The sequence below is a fragment of the Humibacillus xanthopallidus genome (assembly GCF_006716675.1).
In the GTDB taxonomy this organism is placed as follows: Bacteria; Actinomycetota; Actinomycetes; order Actinomycetales; family Dermatophilaceae; genus Humibacillus; species Humibacillus xanthopallidus_B.
Window position 1 is genome coordinate 1418571 of the sequence record NZ_VFPM01000002.1, and the last position, 17621, is coordinate 1436191.

18 protein-coding genes and 1 pseudogene are annotated in these 17621 nt (G+C 66.9%); 13 read left to right on the top strand and 6 right to left on the bottom strand.

The window, feature by feature from the left end; all coding sequences use genetic code 11:
- Positions 1–57 precede the first annotated feature (57 nt).
- The 4 genes and pseudogenes from FBY41_RS14445 (at position 58) to FBY41_RS24280 (ending at position 3154) form a co-directional block, all read left to right on the top strand.
- Positions 58–1392, top strand: a complete 1335-nt coding sequence (locus FBY41_RS14445) for a cation:proton antiporter (RefSeq protein ID WP_375869879.1) — start codon at positions 58–60, stop codon at positions 1390–1392.
- 298 nt (positions 1393–1690) lie between these two features.
- Positions 1691–2380 (top strand): annotated as a pseudogene (locus FBY41_RS14450) (DUF2252 family protein); the annotation flags it as partial.
- A 103-nt stretch (positions 2381–2483) separates the two neighbouring features.
- The gene (locus FBY41_RS23980; protein ID WP_375869875.1) at positions 2484–2906 is read left to right on the top strand and encodes a DUF2252 family protein; all 423 of its coding nucleotides are present in this window, start codon (positions 2484–2486) and stop codon (positions 2904–2906) included.
- A 26-nt stretch (positions 2907–2932) separates the two neighbouring features.
- On the top strand, positions 2933–3154 hold the full coding sequence (locus FBY41_RS24280; RefSeq protein WP_141844891.1) for a three-helix bundle dimerization domain-containing protein: 222 nt from the start codon (positions 2933–2935) through the stop codon (positions 3152–3154).
- A gap of 123 nt (positions 3155–3277) precedes the next feature.
- On the opposite strand, the gene FBY41_RS14460 is transcribed toward FBY41_RS24280, so the two are convergent.
- Together FBY41_RS14460 and FBY41_RS14465 are read right to left on the bottom strand one after the other, a co-directional pair.
- Positions 3278–3685 (bottom strand): DUF7144 family membrane protein, encoded by a 408-nt coding sequence (locus FBY41_RS14460; RefSeq protein WP_141844892.1) that lies wholly within the window; start codon positions 3683–3685, stop codon positions 3278–3280.
- Between the two features lie 362 nt (positions 3686–4047).
- A complete protein-coding gene (locus tag FBY41_RS14465; RefSeq protein WP_141844893.1) occupies positions 4048–4569 on the bottom strand; it encodes a DUF1269 domain-containing protein in 522 nt (173 codons plus the stop codon).
- Positions 4570–4882: 313 nt separating this feature from the next.
- Here FBY41_RS14465 and FBY41_RS14470 point away from each other — a divergent pair, with 313 nt between their 5' ends.
- Complete coding sequence (locus FBY41_RS14470; RefSeq protein ID WP_260439813.1) at positions 4883–5701, top strand: YihY/virulence factor BrkB family protein; 819 nt, start codon at positions 4883–4885, stop codon at positions 5699–5701.
- Positions 5702–5884: 183 nt separating this feature from the next.
- Positions 5885–6898 (top strand): FUSC family protein, encoded by a 1014-nt coding sequence (locus FBY41_RS14475; RefSeq protein ID WP_141844895.1) that lies wholly within the window; start codon positions 5885–5887, stop codon positions 6896–6898.
- A 234-nt stretch (positions 6899–7132) separates the two neighbouring features.
- On the opposite strand, the gene FBY41_RS14480 is transcribed toward FBY41_RS14475, so the two are convergent.
- Positions 7133–8998 carry a CHAT domain-containing protein gene (locus FBY41_RS14480; RefSeq protein ID WP_141844896.1) on the bottom strand — a complete coding sequence of 622 codons (1866 nt, stop codon included), beginning with the start codon at positions 8996–8998 and terminating at the stop codon, positions 7133–7135.
- Positions 8999–9168: 170 nt separating this feature from the next.
- Between FBY41_RS14480 and FBY41_RS14485 the strand changes: the two genes are divergently transcribed.
- From FBY41_RS14485 to FBY41_RS14495, 3 genes are all read left to right on the top strand, one after another.
- Entirely contained in the window at positions 9169–9762 is a 594-nt protein-coding gene (locus tag FBY41_RS14485; protein ID WP_141844897.1) for a GNAT family N-acetyltransferase, read from the top strand.
- 199 nt (positions 9763–9961) lie between these two features.
- The gene (locus FBY41_RS14490; protein ID WP_185749062.1) at positions 9962–10693 is read left to right on the top strand and encodes a DUF4386 domain-containing protein; all 732 of its coding nucleotides are present in this window, start codon (positions 9962–9964) and stop codon (positions 10691–10693) included.
- A gap of 130 nt (positions 10694–10823) precedes the next feature.
- Positions 10824–11210, top strand: a complete 387-nt coding sequence (locus FBY41_RS14495; protein ID WP_141844899.1) for a nitroreductase family deazaflavin-dependent oxidoreductase — start codon at positions 10824–10826, stop codon at positions 11208–11210.
- A 46-nt stretch (positions 11211–11256) separates the two neighbouring features.
- Here FBY41_RS14495 and FBY41_RS14500 read toward each other — a convergent pair whose 3' ends face one another.
- Complete coding sequence (locus FBY41_RS14500; RefSeq protein ID WP_141844900.1) at positions 11257–12414, bottom strand: DUF3048 domain-containing protein; 1158 nt, start codon at positions 12412–12414, stop codon at positions 11257–11259.
- A gap of 178 nt (positions 12415–12592) precedes the next feature.
- Here FBY41_RS14500 and FBY41_RS14505 point away from each other — a divergent pair, with 178 nt between their 5' ends.
- The 3 genes from FBY41_RS14505 (at position 12593) to FBY41_RS14515 (ending at position 14048) form a co-directional block, all read left to right on the top strand.
- Positions 12593–12943: a hypothetical protein gene (locus FBY41_RS14505; protein WP_141844901.1), complete on the top strand. Its 351-nt coding sequence runs from the start codon at positions 12593–12595 to the stop codon at positions 12941–12943.
- 276 nt (positions 12944–13219) lie between these two features.
- Complete coding sequence (locus FBY41_RS14510; RefSeq protein ID WP_141844902.1) at positions 13220–13567, top strand: ArsR/SmtB family transcription factor; 348 nt, start codon at positions 13220–13222, stop codon at positions 13565–13567.
- Positions 13568–13583: 16 nt separating this feature from the next.
- On the top strand, positions 13584–14048 hold the full coding sequence (locus tag FBY41_RS14515; RefSeq protein WP_185749064.1) for an SRPBCC domain-containing protein: 465 nt from the start codon (positions 13584–13586) through the stop codon (positions 14046–14048).
- Positions 14049–14222: 174 nt separating this feature from the next.
- Here FBY41_RS14515 and FBY41_RS14520 read toward each other — a convergent pair whose 3' ends face one another.
- Together FBY41_RS14520 and FBY41_RS14525 are read right to left on the bottom strand one after the other, a co-directional pair.
- On the bottom strand, positions 14223–14537 hold the full coding sequence (locus tag FBY41_RS14520) for a hypothetical protein (protein WP_141844904.1): 315 nt from the start codon (positions 14535–14537) through the stop codon (positions 14223–14225).
- Positions 14538–14723: 186 nt separating this feature from the next.
- Positions 14724–16142 carry a glycosyltransferase gene (locus FBY41_RS14525; RefSeq protein ID WP_141844905.1) on the bottom strand — a complete coding sequence of 473 codons (1419 nt, stop codon included), beginning with the start codon at positions 16140–16142 and terminating at the stop codon, positions 14724–14726.
- A gap of 844 nt (positions 16143–16986) precedes the next feature.
- Here FBY41_RS14525 and FBY41_RS14530 point away from each other — a divergent pair.
- Positions 16987–17565 carry a VanZ family protein gene (locus tag FBY41_RS14530; protein ID WP_141844906.1) on the top strand — a complete coding sequence of 193 codons (579 nt, stop codon included), beginning with the start codon at positions 16987–16989 and terminating at the stop codon, positions 17563–17565.
- The last annotated feature ends 56 nt before the right edge of the window (positions 17566–17621 follow it).

Below are 17621 nucleotides of genomic sequence, written 5' to 3' on the forward strand. Positions count from 1 at the left end.
AACACCGAAGGAAGACGTCCAGTGACAGCGGTTCTCACCGTGGCGGTCCTGCTCATTGTGTACGGCGTGACCTCACGCCCCCTCGACCGCCGAGGGATCACCTCCGCGATGACCTTCGTCACGCTCGGGCTCGTCACCGGCGCGTCCGGGTTCGGCTGGCTCGATGTTCCGTTGGACAGCGCAGTCGTGGAGCGGCTCACCGAGCTGGCGCTCGTGTTCCTCCTCTTCAGCGACTCGGTCCGCATGGACCTGAAGGCGCTGCGGCACAGCGCCGCCTGGCCGAGCCGTCTGCTCGTCATCGCCATTCCCGGAACCATGGTGCTCGGCTTCGTCATGGGACTGGTCGTCTTCCCCGGCATGGCGGTGGCCAGCGCCTTCCTCCTCGCCACGATGCTGTGTTCGACGGATGCGGCCCTCGGTCAGCGGGTTGTCGACGACCCCAGGGTGCCCCCGCGGGTGCGGCAGGCCCTCGATGTCGAGAGCGGGTTCGACGACGGCATTGCCGTGCCGTTCTTCCTCGTCGCACTGGACCTCACGATGGCCACGCTGGTGGGCGGCGTGACGTCCGCGGTACTCACCAACATCGCCGCGCAGATCGGCTGGGGTCTGCTTGCGGGCCTGAGCACCGGCGCGGTTGGAGGCTTGGCGTTGCGCCAGGCGGACAGGCGCGGCTGGATCAAGCCGGAATGGCGCCAAGCGGTCACCTTCGCGATCGCCATCAGCGCCTATGCAGTCGCCGTCACCCTCGGCGGCAGTGGGTTCATCGCAGCCTTCGTCGGAGGGATGGTGTTCGGAGCCGTCTCTGGACAGCACGGGCTGCGCACGACCTACCTCACCGAGGAGGTAGGCAACGTCCTTGCCGCGGTCACCTGGATGGGATTTGGGGCGCTGGCCATCAGCGCGGTGTGGCACGACATCACCTGGAAGGTCGTGCTCTACGCGGTGCTGAGCCTGACCGTCGTCCGCATGGTGCCTGTCGCGATCGCCATGCTGCGCACCGGGGCAGCGCGGCAGACAGTGGCCTTCATGGGCTGGTTCGGTCCGAGAGGTCTCGCCTCGGTGGTGTTCCTCCTGCTCGCGATGGAGCGCGGCATCCCAGGCTCGGGAGACATCGCCGCCACGGTCGTGGCAACGGTTGGCCTGAGCGTCTTTCTGCACGGCCTCACCGCAGGCCCGCTTGTCGGCGCCTACCACCGATGGTTTACACGACAGGCGACCCGCGCAGCCGCCGCTGGATGCAAGACACCGCTCGCTGAAGGAAAGGCGACCGTGGTCCCCCGCACGCGGCGTCATCCCGACCCGAACGAGGACAGCGCAGTTCCGGCAGCACGGGGATCGCGAGCCACAACCGCAGCGGACGGCATTCCCCTAGGTGAAAGTCCCCACGGGTGATGTCCCTTCGCCAGACAGGTGCCAGCGTTGCTACGACGCAAGGTCCAGGTGACGGCATCGCCGCGCATCCAGTTGAAGGAGCACCATGAATCGGAGCGCGAACACTTCAGCCCCTCCGGAGGCCAGCCGGCGTCCGAGCCGGACACAGCGTGGTGCCGCCGGGAGGCGCGTCCGGGCTCGAGTTCCCCGGCACTCCTTGGCGACCGTCGAGATCGACGGTCGCGCGGATGCACTGACCCTGCTCGAGAGCCAGGCCGCCTCTCGAGTGCCTGAGCTCGTCCCGATCCGTTACGGACGAATGGTCGAGTCACCCTTCGCCTTCTACCGCGGCGCGGCCCTTGTCATGGCTTCCGACTTGTCACGTACACCGAACACCGGGTTGACCGTGCAGCTGTGCGGAGACGCACACCTGAGCAACTTCGGCGTCTTCAACAGCCCCGAGCGGCGCTTGGTCTTCGATGTCAACGACTTCGACGAGACCCACCCGGGACCGTTCGAGTGGGACGTCAAGAGGCTGGTCGCCAGCCTTGCGGTCGCAGGTCGCAGCAACGGCTTCAGCAGCAAGAAGCGCCGCAAGATCGCGCTGGCCGCCGCGGCCGGCTACCGGGAAGCGATGACCACGTTCGCCGAGCAGAAGAACCTGGCTGTCTGGTACACCCACATCGAAGTGGACGACGTCTTGCGTCAGGTTGGCAAGCAGCTCGACACCAAGCGTGGCGCCAAGGCCCGCAAGCGGCTCGAGAAGGCTCGTGGCCGGGACAGCGTGCAGGCCCTGAAGAACCTCGCCAGCAGCGTCGATGGTCGCACTCGAATTCGCAGCCTGCCACCTCTGCTCGTTCCCCTCGACGAGCTCTGGGGCGAGGCTGACGCTGCGCAGGGACGCCAGCAGGTGCTCGACCTGGTTGCGGCCTATCGGCGCACCTTGCCTTCGGACCGCCGACACCTGCTCGACCAGTACGAGCTGACTCAGGTCGCGCGCAAGGTCGTCGGGGTAGGAAGCGTCGGCACCCGAGCGTGGATCCTGCTGTTCCAGGGGCTCGACGGGGCCGATCCACTTGTTGCTGCAGGCGAAGGAGGCACAGGCCTCGGTCTTGGCCGGCTTCGTTCCTGCGGTGCGATTCTCCAACCAAGGTCGTCGCGTTGTGATGGGCCAACACCTGATGCAGGCCTCGAGCGACATCTTCCTCGGCTGGCAGCGAGCCAAGGGAGCTGATGGAGCAGAGCGGGACTACTACCTGCGTCAGCTCCGCGACGGTAAGGGCTCGGTGGTCGTCGAAGACCTGGCGCCCCGGGGCATGCGCCGGTACGGCCGGATATGCGGCGCGACTCTGGCCCGAGCGCACGCCCGCTCCGGTGACCGAGTCGCGATAGCCGCATACCTCGGCTCCAAGCCTCGGTTCGACGACGCGATGGCCGAGTTCGCCGAGGCCTATGCCGACCTCAACGCCGTCGACCACGACGCCCTCGTGGAGGCAATTCGCACCCGGCGTATCGCCGCGACCACGGGGGTGTAGTCGTGCCGACCATCAACGGTCCTGCAGTGACTGGACCAGACCATGAGCGACGAGCCCTCGTTGAGGTGGAGGAGAGGTTGCGACGACGCTTTCCCCAGCTGGACGCGACGGTCGTAGAGGCGGCCGTTCGCCTTGCACACGCCGAGATGACCGGGCCCGTCCGTGACTTCGTGCCGCTGCTCGTCGAGCGTGCGGCCCGCGACCGGCTTGCCTTCGCCCTCCGCGACACTCCCGTCGCCGCCTCCTAGTTCGCCCCCTGGAGAGAGATGGGGACCGGCACGGTTTGCCCCTGCGCCTCGCCACCTTGGTGACCGAAGCGCAGGCGCACTGGGCCTCGCCGTGTCGGAGTGCGCGCCGGCGGACGATCCAGGTCAGCTCTCGGTGATGTCCCGGCCGTGAGCCGTCAGGGCCCAGATGACGAACACGTCGAGGGTGATGATGATGATCGCCCAAACCGGGTAATGCGGCAGCCAGGCGAAGTTGACGAGTGCACTGCCCACGGCGACGATGACGCCGACCGTGCGTGCCCACACCTTGGCCTGAAGGACGAAGTAGCCGGCCACAGCTGAGAGGACGCCGAACAGCAGGTGGATCCATCCCCAGGCCGTGAGGTCGAAGGTGAAGATGTACTTCTCTCCGACGACATAGAACTGGTCGTTCACGAGGGCGACCAGTCCCTGGACGGCCTGGAAGGTTCCGATGACCATCATCATGATGGCCGCAAACAATGTGAGTCCGACTGCGGACTTGCTGTACTGGGTGGCGGGTTTGACGCTCATGACGCTCCTTCAGCTCCTTGTTGTGAAATCGTGCGATGCGGTGGGGGCCTTGCCCACTGCCGCGATGTGTCGCTGGCTCGCGCCGTGGGTTGGGCGGACTCGACGACCGCGTGTACCCACCACACGCAGGAGGTACCTGGCGATCGCTCGACGACGTTCCCGAGGTGTTCGCGGTGTGGTAGCGACGGCCGTCATCGGTCGATTCCTCTCCGGCGTGCAGCCGTCCTCCGAGTGAGTACCAGCGAGGTCGCCGTGCGTTGCCCGGGTAGGTCCAGACTCGGTCGGGTCGAACGCGAGCCTTGGAGAAAACGAGAAGCAGACCGGATCGCCTACTGGTGAGGTGGCGGGCCCCTGCAGTGGCGTCAGGCGTCGACGGCCTTGATGATGGCGTCGCCGCCCTCGTTCATCGCCTGGACGATGGCGTCGTAATCCCCCTTGTCGATGGCCTTGTTGGTCTTCTTCACGGCCTTCGTAATGGCCGAGTCGATCCCGTCGAGGTAGACATCGTCGACGACCGCCACGATGGCTGAGGAGCCATTAGGCAGCCATTCCTCGGCGTCGACGCCGATCTTCTTCTCCTCGTGGCGCTTCATGATTGCCCCGATCCCAGCACCGATTGCCGCGCCGATGGCCGTTGCAGCCAACAGCGGGGGTGAGAAGAGGCCGATGACGAGCCCTACTGCGCCTCCTGCCACGGTTCCACCACCCACAAGGCCGCCTCCGTGTTCCTTCACGTCGACCTTGCCGTCGGTGGTTCGGTCGAGCACGACAGCAGCGACGACGGCAGCTTCATCGACGTGCTTCAGGGCCTTGAAGTCCTCCGCAGCGGCGGCAGTGTCGTCGCCGTAAGAAGCCACATACAGGACGTAGTTCGGGTCTTCCATGTGCCAACCTCCATGTGAAGTCTCGGCCGATTACGGCCGAGTGAGTCGTGTGACCTGACGACGACTCTTCAGGGCGGACTGATCTCACACATCCCCTAGGCGGCATTTCCCCTAGAGGAGAGCTGCAGGAGGGTGGGGTCAAAGCGGTTCTGTCGGAGCACAGTCGGAGGCCCAGTACGGTCAGAGCGTGGACACCGCTCCTCTTCCGGCGATACCGGGGGAACCTGTTGACCCGCCGGCCAAGGACCTACCCGAGAGGGTGCGCTTCCTCGAAGGTCAAAAGGGTTGGCTCGGTGAGGGTTTCGGCCTGGGGATGCGGACGAGCATCCGTTTCACGCGATCGAGGGCGACGCTGTTGGCGGCTGGCACCACCTACTACCTCTTCCTCGCCCTGTTCTCGATCCTCACGCTGGCGTACGGGGTGACGGCCGCGTTGGGCGCTGAACAGCTCGCCGCGTACATCACCGAGGCGGTGTCCGCGGCATTCCCCGGCTTGGTGGGTCAGTCCGGACTCGACCCCGAGCTACTGCGCGGCACAGCACAGGTCACCTCCATCGTCAGTACGGTCGGCCTGCTCTACGGCTCCACCGGGGCGGTCATGGGGGCCAGCCGTTCGCTTCACGCCGTCTACGGTGCTCCGAACAACACGCGCAACGTCGTCCGAGTGCGCTTCTGGGCGTTCGGCTGGTTCCTTGTCCTGGCGCCGATCATCCTCCTGTCGTTCGTCAGCGCGAGCGTCACTGCCGACCTCTTCACCCGCCTGCTCAGCGCTCTGGGCCTGGACTGGAGCGGCTCGACGGTCCTGCTCAGTGTCGCCGCTCTCGTGCTCGCGATGGTCTTGAACTACGTGTCGATGCACCTGATGCTCGGTCACCTCGGGGGGATCCGCCCCCCGCGCTCGCCGCTCGTCGTCGGCGCCGCTGTCGGGGCTGTCGTGATCGAGGTTCTCAAGCAGGCCATGGCCCTGCTGGTCAGCTTCGTGGTGGACAAGCCGCAGTACGGGGCGTTGGCGGCGCCGATCGGCATCCTCTTCGTCCTCTACCTGCAGGCCATGGCCCTGTATGCGGTGGCGTCGTTGACGGCGGCACTGGCTGAGGGGCCGGCACGTCCGCCAAGCGTCGGCACACCCTGAGAGCAGCGAGCCGGCCGTGGCTCCGGGCCGGCGTGGGATCTGTGCAGGGCAGACGACAAGGTCACCTAGGGGAGATGCGCCGTAGGCGATGTCGCACCCCAGCCTCCGGTGGGACGTTTTGGAGGGGCGAGAGCCCTCCCACATCGGGGTATCCAGCCAGACACCCCGGGATGAAAGGTCGACATGAGCGGTGATCAACGGGTCGTAGACGCCATCGGGGTGGACGGCAAGGTCACTTTGATGTGGACCGAGGCGCTGCGGGCGCTGGTCTGCATGGCTCCGATGGTGGTGTACGCCGCCTTGGGGCACTCGACCTACCTCGTCGTCCTCGGTCAGGGCGGGTTCTTCTTCAGCTCTCTGTTCCTGCCGTCCAAGACAGAGGCCCGGATGGTGATGGGATCGGTCATCCTCGCACTCGGCCTTGGCTTCTACTTGATGGGGGGCGCCGTTGCGCCGTACCCGCTGGTGGCCGTGGCCTTCACCTTCATGGTCTGCCTCAACCTCAGTTTCCTCAGCGGCTGGGCCGTCGGCGGGCCGCTGGCACTGACACTCGTCATGATCTTCACCGCTGGTCTCAACACCGGCGGCCCGGAGAAGGCGTCGGCCAACTTCCTGGCCTTCGCGGCGGTCCTCGGTTGGTCGGCAATCATCTCGTTGCTCCCGGTCTGGACCCCGATACCGGCACCCAAGGTCGACCCCACTGTCCCGGATCGTGACTTGGCCGAGCAGGGGCTGCGGATGGCCATCGGCGCCTCGCTGGCACTTGCCGTGTCCTATGCGGCCGGCTTCGCGAAGCTCGGCTGGGCGCCCAGTGCCGTCGGGAACATCACCCGCTACGACCCACAACTGTCTGAGAAGCGCGCCATTGCACGGATGATCGGGACCCTCGTCGGCGCAGTGCTGGCGTCGATCGCACTGGCCTTCATCACCAGCCCGGCGATCCTGGTGCTGCTCGGGGGGCTCTTCGGCGTGCTCAACGGGCTGTTCAAGAAGACCAAGTTGGGGATGGTCCCGATCTTCTACACGGCGACCATCCTGCTGCTCTACACGGCGAACGACATCACCTCCGGCGGCAGCACCATCTGGGAGCGCATCGCCTACAACTTCGTGGGTATCGTCATCGCCGTCATCGTCGTGGTCTACCCCTTCCCGAACCTGATGAGACGCATCAACCCCAACACAACGATTTCCAAATAGCGCTTTGACGCAGCAAGGGACACCGAGTGGCCGGCGGCCGTTGGCGTCTTCGCATCACCTCGGGGATCGCTCGCACGGCCGCCGGCCATCCGCTCGCCCTCGGCTCGACAGGACAACGCCGTGTCCATCGTCGATCCGGGCGATGATGTGCACGGTCGAACCCGACGCGAGATTGCCCCGTGGGGAGTCTGTCCTCGGCGGCTGCGGCCAGAGCCATGATCGCCTACGAGCGAGCTAGGTCTCAGCGGATACCAGGATGTCGCATCCCGAGAAGTCGGAGAGGTAGACCTGGGAGCGTCCGAGCGGGTCGAGGCGCAGGGGGCCCTTGGCTGGGGCCGCCACCGTGGCGCGGGCCACGAGCCGTCCGTCCGCGGCATCGTGCAGCTCGAATGTGCACATTCTGTAGCCGTTGAAGGCCTGGACCTGCACCACGACAGTGCCCGGAGCCTTCGGTGCTGCGAAGGCGTCGGTGTCACCCTCGCCGGGCTTCTGGCTGAATGGCAGTACGGCTTTCCCCGACCCGGAGCGGTGGCGCACGAGGCAGCCTGGGTCGTCGGCCTGCCACCGGAACGTGCCTGCGGTCTGCATCTGGAACGTCTTGGTCCCCCAGACATTCTTGAACACCTCCTCGTAGCGGGTGTCGGTGTTTGTCACCGCGACAGTGCAGCCGCCAGACGTAGGGTCGCTGCTGATCTCGAGCCGCCAGGGGGCGTCCGCCGTGATCTCGTTGTCTGCCGGGGTTACGCGGTCCAGGGCCCGCAGGGTGGCTGCGGTCCCGGCGGTCGCAAGGACCAGCACAGCCGCGGCGGCATAGGCCAGATGGCGCCGCGATCGCGCATGCCGGGCGATGCGCGGTGGCCCGCCGACCGTTGCCGCGCCCTGCGCCGGCTGTACCTGAACGGAGCCCGTGTGGCCCTGCTCCCGTGCAGCAGGTGGCGGAGCGGTGCGCGCGACCCCTGGCTGGTCGTGCTCTCCTGTCGGCGAGACGGGAGGGACGGGTGCTGCACTGGGATTGACGTCGAAGAGCCGGGTGTCGTCGCCGCGCACGCACAGGACAGGTGTCACCCACTCGAGCGTGTCTCGTGCGACACCGAGGATGGCGATCCGCCCGCTGCGCATGGCCTCGTCGATGAGGCGACCGTGTGCGAGGGACATGTAGAAGCCGCGCGCAAAGGCGATGGCCGCCTTGTCACTGATGGCGAACTGCATCGCGGCCACAGCGTTGATCCCGCTGCGCACCAACGCTGCCGCCGTACCCGAAAAGAGGTCGTCCGTGCTCTCGGCTGCGGTGAGGCACGCGTTGAGCACGACCAGTCGCGGACGTTGCCTGGCTTCGTGCAGCAGATCCGTGAAGCGGCTCGCGTTGACGAGATCCGGCCGCCCGTCCCGTCCGACGAACGCGAGCACGCCCTCGTCCCGTGTGAGGTCGTACGAGCCGTGCCCGATGAAGTGCAGGACGTGCCACGTCTCGTCGAGCAGCTTCTCGTGCAGACGCTGCCAACTTGCATCGAGCAGCCACTCGAGGTGGATCCATCCGGCTTCGACCTGCTCGGCCAGGGCCTCTTCCAAACGTGCCCGTTCGCCGGCAACGTCCAGTGAAGGCAGCGTGCTCGGCGAGGCGATGAGCGCGAGCACCCGCAGGGGTGGCTCCAGGGGCAGAGTTGGCGTGGAGGGCGTCGTCCCGATCTGCCGCAGCAGCGGCTCCTTTCGGCACAGGTAGTTGCGCCCCTCACGGTCGTAGAGGGCCTCCCAAGGCAGCGCGGTGAGCCCCGGAGCCATGAGCCGAAGAAGCAGGCGCACCCCCTCCCCACGGTTCTCCGCGACGGCGACACTGGTGCGGTAGGCCTCGCGCACCTGGCCGGCGAAAACAGCGTCGAAGAGGAGCGTGCCGACCGCCTCCAGCGATGACTCGTGCGCCGGCGTGACACGACGAGCTTCGACCGACGAGGCGAGAATGCTGTCCTCGAGGCCCTGCCGCTGCGCGAGCAGCCGCTCGACGTCGAGCGCGCACGTCGTCGTGGGCTTGCCTGCGCCGACCGACCGAAGCACCCGCACGGTGAACTGACCGGCGGCGGCCGCCGGCCCGATCTCGACCTCCATCACCGAATCCACGCGTCGCCTCGCCGATCGACTCTCTCGCGATCATCCCGTTGATCCGCCACGTTGTCAGCCAGAAATCACGCTCGAGGACGTTTCGGCATGACCTCTCCGAGGAGGTCCGCCCTGAGCGATGGAGTCACTGGCGGCGGCCCCGCCACTAGTCTCGCGGTGTGCCTGAGTTCACCTGGCGACCCGCCAACGACGCGACGAGCGAGGACGTCGAGGCGGTGTTCGAGGCCGGGGGCGCCCGCAAGTGCCGCTGCCAGGCGCTCAAGGTCCCTGGCTGGATCTGGCGCGACACGACCCAGCAGGAGCGCGACGCCGCCCTGCTGGAGCAGGCCGGGTGCGGCACGAGCGGCCCCACGTCCGGGCTGCTCGGGTACGTCGACGGCGAGCCGGCCGGCTGGGTCGCGGTCGAGCCGCGGGAGAACTACCCGAGGATCTGGGCACGCCAGAAAGCGTGGATGCGGATGGACCCCGACCTCGAGGACGTCTGGTCGGTCACCTGCTTCGTCGTGCGGAAGGGCTTCCGGCGACAGGGACTCATGTACGAGCTCGCCGCTGCGACCGTCGAGTACGGCAGACAGGTCGGCGCTCGCGTCCTCGAGGGCTACCGGACCGAGCCGCCGCCCGGGAAGACCGTGATCTGGGACGAGGCGTCGGTCGGGCTGCTCCAGGTCTTCCTCGACGCCGGCTACGAGGTCGAGGCTTCGCCCACCCTGCGCCGCAGGGTGGTGCGACACCGACTCTGCGCGTCGCCCTGACGGTCGGTCCGTCCAAGCCCCCCGCCTCGCCTCAACGCGGACGTGTCCTGCGTGTGGCCTTGCCGGGCGTCTGATCCGGGCAAGGGAGCGGGACCTCTGCCTCTACGGCCACCCGGGGCGGGCGGCCTAGCGGGAGATGCGAGGCAGGTCGTCCCAGTGGCGATGGGTCACAAGCGGTCACACTGTGGAGGCGAGAAGGATGAAGTCGTACAGAGGGCACGCGATCGCGGTGGGGATTCTGCTGATCGCCTGCTCAGCGGCCAGCATTCTCAGCGCGATCCCGTTGGGTTCGACTCTCGATGGCCCTGACTACCTGGGCAAGCTGGCGGACAGCGACAGTGCCGTGGTCCTGACGGCGCTCCTCGAGTTCGTCTGGGCCGCGACCGGGGCTGGCATCGCCATTGGGCTGTATCCGGTCCTGCGGAAGTCCAGCCGCGGGTTGGCTCTCGGATCTGTCGCCGCCAGGGTGGTTGAGGGCGTGTTCGTCCTGATCGGGTCCCTCAGCCTCCTGGCGCTGCTGACCGTGAGCCAGCAGTCGCTGGCGGCGGGTTCGGCCGCATCGGTCTCGTTCCCTCCTACGGCGGACGCTCTGCTCGCAGTGCGTGACTGGGCGCAGGGGTTCGTCGGGATGCTCGCGTTCTGCACCGGCGCTCTGCTGTATTACCTCGTGATGTACCGGTCCCGGGTCGTGCCGCGATGGCTGTCGGGGTGGGGTCTGGTCGGAGCCGCGATGATGCTGGTCGCCACGGTCAACGCCGGATTCACCCAGGAGTTCGGCTTCACGACGGTCACGACGGTGCTCAACATCCCCATCGGTCTGCAGGAGATGGTCCTCGCCGTCTGGTTGATCGTCAGAGGATTCACTCCCAGGGCCGCGGGTCCGAGCGTGGGTTCGATCGCCGCGTCGACGGCGCCTTCGATGACACCGTAGGTCAGGGCCTTGCTGGGGGATCGTCTCGTTCACCTGGCCTGGTGTCGTCAGGACCGCACCAACCGCAACAGAAAAACCGAGGGCGGCCCGCCGCCCAGCACCGTGTCTCTTCAAGGAGTGAGGAACCCCGATGCCTTTGCCGCGCTGGCTGGCCCACATCAACAAGCGGGTCTTCAACCCCGTCGAGGTGCGCCGGGGCGTCCGCCCGGTCCTGATTCACACGGGAAGATCCTCGGGGAAGACCTACCGGACTCCCCTGGACGTCCACCACCTTCCGGACGGCTACCTGTTCATCCCGTTGTACGGGCCGCGGACCGACTGGGTCAAGAACGTCATGGCCGCGCAGGAGGCGCGGCTGTCCGTAGACGGCCAGGAGATTGAGTTGCGGTCCCCGCGCTTGGTGAAGAAGAAAGACATCTGGCCCTTGGTGCCCCCGACCAACAAGTCCTATCCGGGCATCTCGAGCGAGTCTCAGCTGCTGCGCATGGACATCCTCGGCGGAGGCCAAGAGCACTGAAGGGCTGGAGTTGCTGAGGAGCTGCCGAGCCCACGGAATAGTCTCTCTAGAGCTGTTCCCCGTGGGTGACTGATCCGAAAAGGGAGCGCGCCCTCCTGGCAGGCCCGTTCGCGTCGGCAGGGCGGAGGCTCAGCGGATCGTCACCCGTTGCTGCGGCACCGGGCATCTCGACCCAGGTGTTACCGGGGGCGAGGAACAGTGCCTGGCCGCTGTCGGTGCGCAGCACGAAAGTGTCGGTCACAGGCCCCTTGGCCCAGGTGCCCGCGACTGAGTGCCCGCCGGCAAGTGCCACGAATTGGCCCGATCCGTTGGTCAGCGCGAGGATCGGCACGGGGGCACCCGAGCCGGTTCCGATCTTCCCCACTGACGAGCTGACCTTCAGCACAAGCACGTTGGTGGCGCTGACCCGAATGCCGTCCACCGTCGTGTGGGCCCCCCAGGGCTCGGACCGTAGGTACCGCTTCCGCACGGCGTCGTACGTCCAGGTCATGTTGAAACCAGCGCCGTACGGCACCACTGCCGAGCTCCCGGCCCCAACGGCACTCGACGCTGAAGCCGAGGACAGGTCAGCGGCATACGAGAAGTAGGGAGCCGGCGGCTCGGTGAGCTTCGAGAGCCCCATGAGGGTCCGGGGCTTCACGAAGACGTGGTCCGGTCGTGGCCGACTGCGGTTCAGGACGTATGCGTCCGAGCCGGGCACCCGCAGTGTGCCGAGGTCGTCCAAGCGGCCGACCGAGTCGACGTAGCTGACGACCCATGGGGCGCCCATCGTGTTGCCGAACACGGGTTCCAGGGGCGACAGCAGGGGGGCGTCCGGCGGCCGCACCGAGCGCACTGGGCCTACGAGGCTCGGCAGCTGGGAATGGAAGACCGCGAGAAGTCGCGTGTAGGCGACACCGATGGGCTCCGTGAAGACGATGTCGGCCTTGTCGACACCGATCTGAGGGTGCGCCTGCCGCACGTCTGAGATCTTGATCGCCACCGCTGGGTGGTTGATGCTCATTCCCGGGGTTATCGGAAGGCCGGTGAGAGGCGCCGTCATGAGCGTCGTCGTGGTGGGGGAGGGAGACGTGGTCGCTGGAATAGGCGTGGCGGCGGGAGGCGGGCCCTGGCCTCGGCCGGCGACGAAGACGGCGGCAGCGACCAGCCCGACCAACACGACGATGCCGCCGACCACCAAGCGGTGCTTCCGACTCCCGACCATCGCGCACCTTCCTCTTGGCCTCCCAGCGCCACCAGCGTGGCAGGCGACACGTGGGCCGGACAGGGCCGAAGTACCCGCCTTCGGTGCTTACCCGCCGTGCCAACCAGGACCAACGCCTCTTACGTCGGCGCCCACCCTGACGCAGACTGAAGGTGAGATCAGGAAGGAGGTGACGACGATGTCGCAGCTCCTTGAGAAGCAAAGTGCGGAGACTGAGCAACGTCTTCCCCGGTTGTTCCGCAACCGCACAGTCGACTACACGCTCCTGGTCATCGGTGCCTTGGTCGCAGCGTTCGGTGCATATGTGTACTTTGCATCGGCCGGCTGGATCTTGGCGGACCTGAGCGAGGTCTGGTACCTCAGCAGCTGGATCGCGGGCGGAGCACTGCTCACCGCCGGTTTCGGCATGTTGGGCGCCAGTGTTCGCGACCAGTCCGGGCACTGGACCGCAGGCGCAGTGGTGAGCTTCGTGCTCGGCGCGCTGAGCCTGGCTGGGGCAGTTACCGCTGCGGTACTGCTCATCATCTGACCCCCCGGGACAGGTGAAGGCAAAGCGAAGCCCCCATCACTGGGGGCTTCGCGCAGGCTGGGAGTTGCTGCGGACGGCCCGAGGCGCCTGGTGCCCGCGACTCCGCGCCGAAGTTGATCCCCATCCCGCTCGTGCGACTTGCGCGCCCGCGCCGACGCCTGCGGCCGCCTGGTGAGGTGCGTGATCTACCGGATCTGCCGATCAGTGGTCGTCCACCGGAGCAGCACCTGGCATCCGCACTCTTCAAATATGTCCATATGGAGATACGATTCGCAGATGGCCCGCGCCCCGACGACTTCGGATGTCTTCAACGCGGTCGGTGACATCCACCGCCGCACGATCCTCGATGTTCTGCTCTCTGGTGAGAAGACGGTGAGTGCGATCGCCCGCGACGTGTCGCTGCCTCAGCCTCAGGCATCGAGACACCTACGGGTGCTCGGTGAAGTGGGACTCGTCACGTGTCGTGCCGATGGCCGCCGCCGGCTCTATCGCCTGGCACCGGAGCATCTTCGACCCTTGCACGACTGGGTCGCCAAGTACGAGCAAGCGATCAACGTCCGATTGGACCGGCTCGAGGACTACCTCGAGGAGCTGCAACGACAAGGAGAGGACGATGGCAGCTAGTCGGCATGGCTCTGCAGTGATCACGTTCCCGAACGATCTCGAGGTCGTCATCACCCGAGAGTTCGACGCACCGATAGCCCTCGTCTTCGACGTGCTGACGAAACCCGAGCACGTGACCAAGTGGGGTGCGACGCCTCCGGATCGGATGACGGAGTGCTCGATCGACCTACGGGTCGGAGGCAACTATCACTCCTCCTTCGTGACGACAGACGGAACCGTGTTCACGTTCAGCGGAACATACCTTGTGGTCGAGCCGCCGGTCCGAACCGTAGAGACGTGGCACTTCAACTGCTGGCCGGACGTCGAGGCAGTCGAAACGATGGAGTTGCAGGAACGTGACGGGGTCACGCTCTTCACTCGGAGAATGGCGTTCCGCGACCAGGCTGGACGCGAGCACATGACAGCATTCGATGGACAGCAAGACAGCCTCGACGAAGTAGAGAAGATCCTCAGGTCCCTCCTCAACCCGAGCCATGCCTGAACGCACGCACGCTCATCAGCGTCAGGTGTGTGGCGTCAAGGGCTGGGCGGGTGCCGGCGGTCTCGTCCTCGGTCCTGCATGGTGATCGAGTTCCTGCCCGGCAGCGTGTGGTCGGGTTAGGTCGACGTCGGGAGGGGCAGCCTGTGATGACCGACGAGACACCTGGGGCCCCTGCTACTCGTCGGCATCATCGCAGTGCCGCGCACGGAAGGCGCCTGTCGGGCCCGTGATCGTCAGCGCGCAGTGCCGCGGTCTAGCAGTCGCGTGGGAGTGCTCGACCACGGAGATGATCCGGGTCTCCACGATCCTGAACTCCACGACGTGGAAGACGGTCAGCCATTCGACTGCTGTGAGGAAGGGTGGTGATTGGCGCGACCCGTCCTCGTTGTAGGCCTCCTTCCATCCCGCGAGGGCACGCACCGCGACCCACTCGCCGACCTGGTAGATCCAAGGTGTTTGTCCGGCTATGCCGTGGACGGCACATCCCATCCTGCCGCTGGGTGTGCTCCCTGGCCGATTAACCGCTCAGCGTGGCCAGGCCCGGCTGCTGCACGTTGAGGCCTGCTGCCAGATCGGTTCGAGCTCCTGAGGACGTCCTGCATTGCCGCGGACGGGACGTCCGAGGGCTGGTCCTGTGCTGGCGTGGGCCGACAAGGCCGGGTTGCGGCAGGGTGGTCAGGAATCCAGGTCGGCGAACAGCTCCACCCACTGGGTGAGGTGGCGGTCGCCCAGGAAGTCGTGGCGCACCCGCTCGCGGGCCCTGCTGCCCAGTGCGGCGCACAGGGCCGGGTCTGCCAGCAACCGGGTGACGAGGCTGCCGAACGTGGCGAGATCGGTCGGGTCCTTCACCAGGAGCCCGTCGACGCCCTCGGTGACCTGGTCCTGCAGCCCGCCGACGGCGCTGGCGACCACGGCGCGGCCCTTCCACATGGCCTCGGTCAGGGTCAGGCCGAACCCCTCCTCGAGGCTCTTCTGCACGACCACCGTCGCGTGCCGCTGGAGTGCGTTGACGATCAGGGCGTTCGCGTCCACGTCGCCCATCGGCAAGGTGGCCAGATGGCACCTGGCGCGCTCCCGGTCAGGCAGGCACTCCCAAGCGGCGCGGCACTCGGCCCACACCTGCATCCCTTCGGGGTCGTCGCTCACGCCGGACACGTCCGGCCCGGCGAGGACGAGGTGAGCGTCCGGCCGGTACGGAGCGACGTGCTCGGCGAAGCCGGTCAAGACCCCGGGCATGTCCTTGAGCCGGTCCCACCGGCTCACCTGCAGGACGAGCGGAGCGTCCTCGTGGGGCGGCGGGTTCGACAGCAGACCGCCGCGCGGAAGCAGGACGCCGCGGCTGCCGGCTCGGCGCTGGAACTGCACGTGGTCGGGGTCGGCGCCGTCGTGAACCAGTCCCACCTCGAGCAGGACCTGGCGGACTTCGGCCTCGGTGAGCGCGTTGTTCTTCGTGGAGAAGGGGTCAATCGAGGGCTGGATGACTCTCACGCGCTCAGGGGGCAGCCAGGCCGGGGCGTAGCTCGCCCGCGAGAAGACGAACCGGTGCGCGGGAGTGACGTGCTCGCACAGGAACTCCCACCCGAGGTCGGTGATCTCGTTCGTCTGGTCCCGGCCGATGTGGCAGCGCCACACCACCTGGGCCCCCAGCCGGGCCAGCGTCTCCGCGAGGCCGGCCGTCTGGGGGTCATGCAACAGGACGATGTCCCCGGCCCTGACCATGCCGTGCAGCTGGGCCGCGTTGGCGGCCATCACCCGCTGGTAGTGCTCGCGGTCTGCAGCGTCGAAGCCGGAGCGCCCCTCCAGTGACCCATGGAGCGAGTTGTGGACAGCCTTGGTGATCTCGAAGAACCTTGGGTCGCCGTCAAGGACGAGCCAGCGAGTGTCCACCTGCGCGCCGCGCGTGTAAGCAAGCAGGGTCTGGAGCATCTCGGCAACGCCGCCCCCCGAGGCGGTGGAGTTGATGTTCCACACGATGCGACCAGCGAGCAGCTCCCGAGCGCGAGCGGCGGTCCTCATCAACAGCTCGAACCGCTCTGGTTCGAGCAACCCCGCGAGCATCTCGAGGGGCTGCGCCCGGATGTCGACCAACTCCACATCTCATGCTCCCACGCACGCACACACACCCTGGCGAGATTGACACGAGCCGGGGCGGCCGCTGGTGACCAGACGGCCCACCGGTGGGTCACTGTCTGGCCCCGGGCTGCACCGGAGGCGCGGGTCGGGCTTCCTCCCGCCGGAGCGCCTCGCCGGCACCCCCGTGCTCTTGGACCGGCATGGGGCGAAAGTCATTGTCCTGTCACGGTTCGCGCCGCTGGCCACACGGTCACTCCCGTCCTGGCCGCGCATGGACCGCTCATCAGCGTTCACGCCCGGTCTCACCATCGCTGCAACGCCCGGTCTTGCCGCGGACGGGACGTCCGATCTTGCCGCGCACGGTGAGTGCACTGGACGCTAGAAGCGTCGCGACTTCCTGCTTCGAGGTCACGGAGGTCCGCACCGCCCCCAAAGCTCGTCACGAAGCGTGCCTTCTACTGTCATGGCGTTTGCGACCGAACGGCCAGTACCGGAAGTGACTCACGTTCGTGACGAGATGCGCTTCCACGGTGCCCTCGTGACTCAGTTCCCAGACGGCATCACGGAAGGGGTCCAAGCGCGGGTCGCGAGGCAAAGCATCCTCGGTTCGCATGAGAACTTGTCTACAGGACCGCAAGGAACTCCGCGGGAGTGTGCCTCAGCGCTGCAGCAACCTCCTCAACGGTCGCGGATGTGACGTGCGATCGTGCCGCTCGGAGGACGGGACGCCCGACCAGGCCGCCTGACCTGGCCGCGCTGCTGAAGAGGCTCGTCCCGGTCGAACGTCGCTGGAACGTGAACCCGCCCGTCGCGCGTCAGGCTGGCCCTGGACGGAACGCGTTGCTCCGCTTGTTAAGTTCTTCGAGTGCCTGTGCAGCCGCAGCCCGACGTTGTCGGCGATGACGCGCTGACGTGGCGCACGATGACCTTGCTCGTGAAGATCGGGACGGTGGTCATCTGGGTGGTGTCCGTCTTCTATCTTGCCCTTCTGCTGAAACTGCTGCTGTTCTCGCGCCCGCTGGGCTCGGAGCGCTCGCTCAACCTGATCCCATTCGCGACCATCTCGGGCTACCTGTTCAGCGGCCCGGCGACGGCGAAGAGGTTCGCCATTGGCAACGTCATCGGCAACGTCGTGGCGTTCGTGCCGCTCGGCGCCCTGCTGCCTCTGTTGCGGCGCTGGATGGGGATCTGGACGAACCTGCTCATCGTCCTGTGCGTGAGCGTCGCGGTGGAGATCGTCCAAGGTGTCTTCGGAGTGGGCGCATCGGACATCGACGATGTCATCCTGAACACGCTCGGCGGCCTCGTCGGCATCCTGTGCTTCACCCTCCTGCGCGCGCTCCTGCGCAGTTGGAGTCGGCTGATCACGGTGATGGCCGTACTTTCGCTTCTGGCGGTGCCGATCCTCTGCTACTTCCTGTTCGCGATCAGACTGCGCATGTAGTGCCGCCTGGCGGCGACTCGACTGCAGGGCGGGCGCGGGAGGATCATCTGACCCAG

Bases quoted from the DNA above. Each gene is read 5' to 3' on its own strand.
- FBY41_RS14460 (WP_141844892.1), bottom strand. From the start codon at position 3,685: ATGAGCGTCAAACCCGCCACCCAGTACAGCAAGTCCGCAGTCGGACTC.
- FBY41_RS14465 (WP_141844893.1), bottom strand. From the start codon at position 4,569: ATGGAAGACCCGAACTACGTCCTGTATGTGGCTTCTTACGGCGACGAC.
- FBY41_RS14470 (WP_260439813.1), top strand. From the start codon at position 4,883: ATGCGGACGAGCATCCGTTTCACGCGATCGAGGGCGACGCTGTTGGCG.
- FBY41_RS14475 (WP_141844895.1), top strand. From the start codon at position 5,885: ATGAGCGGTGATCAACGGGTCGTAGACGCCATCGGGGTGGACGGCAAG.
- FBY41_RS14480 (WP_141844896.1), bottom strand. From the start codon at position 8,998: ATGGAGGTCGAGATCGGGCCGGCGGCCGCCGCCGGTCAGTTCACCGTG.
- FBY41_RS14490 (WP_185749062.1), top strand. From the start codon at position 9,962: ATGAAGTCGTACAGAGGGCACGCGATCGCGGTGGGGATTCTGCTGATC.
- FBY41_RS14495 (WP_141844899.1), top strand. From the start codon at position 10,824: ATGCCTTTGCCGCGCTGGCTGGCCCACATCAACAAGCGGGTCTTCAAC.
- FBY41_RS14500 (WP_141844900.1), bottom strand. From the start codon at position 12,414: ATGGTCGGGAGTCGGAAGCACCGCTTGGTGGTCGGCGGCATCGTCGTG.
- FBY41_RS14505 (WP_141844901.1), top strand. From the start codon at position 12,593: ATGTCGCAGCTCCTTGAGAAGCAAAGTGCGGAGACTGAGCAACGTCTT.
- FBY41_RS14510 (WP_141844902.1), top strand. From the start codon at position 13,220: ATGGCCCGCGCCCCGACGACTTCGGATGTCTTCAACGCGGTCGGTGAC.
- FBY41_RS14520 (WP_141844904.1), bottom strand. From the start codon at position 14,537: ATGGGATGTGCCGTCCACGGCATAGCCGGACAAACACCTTGGATCTAC.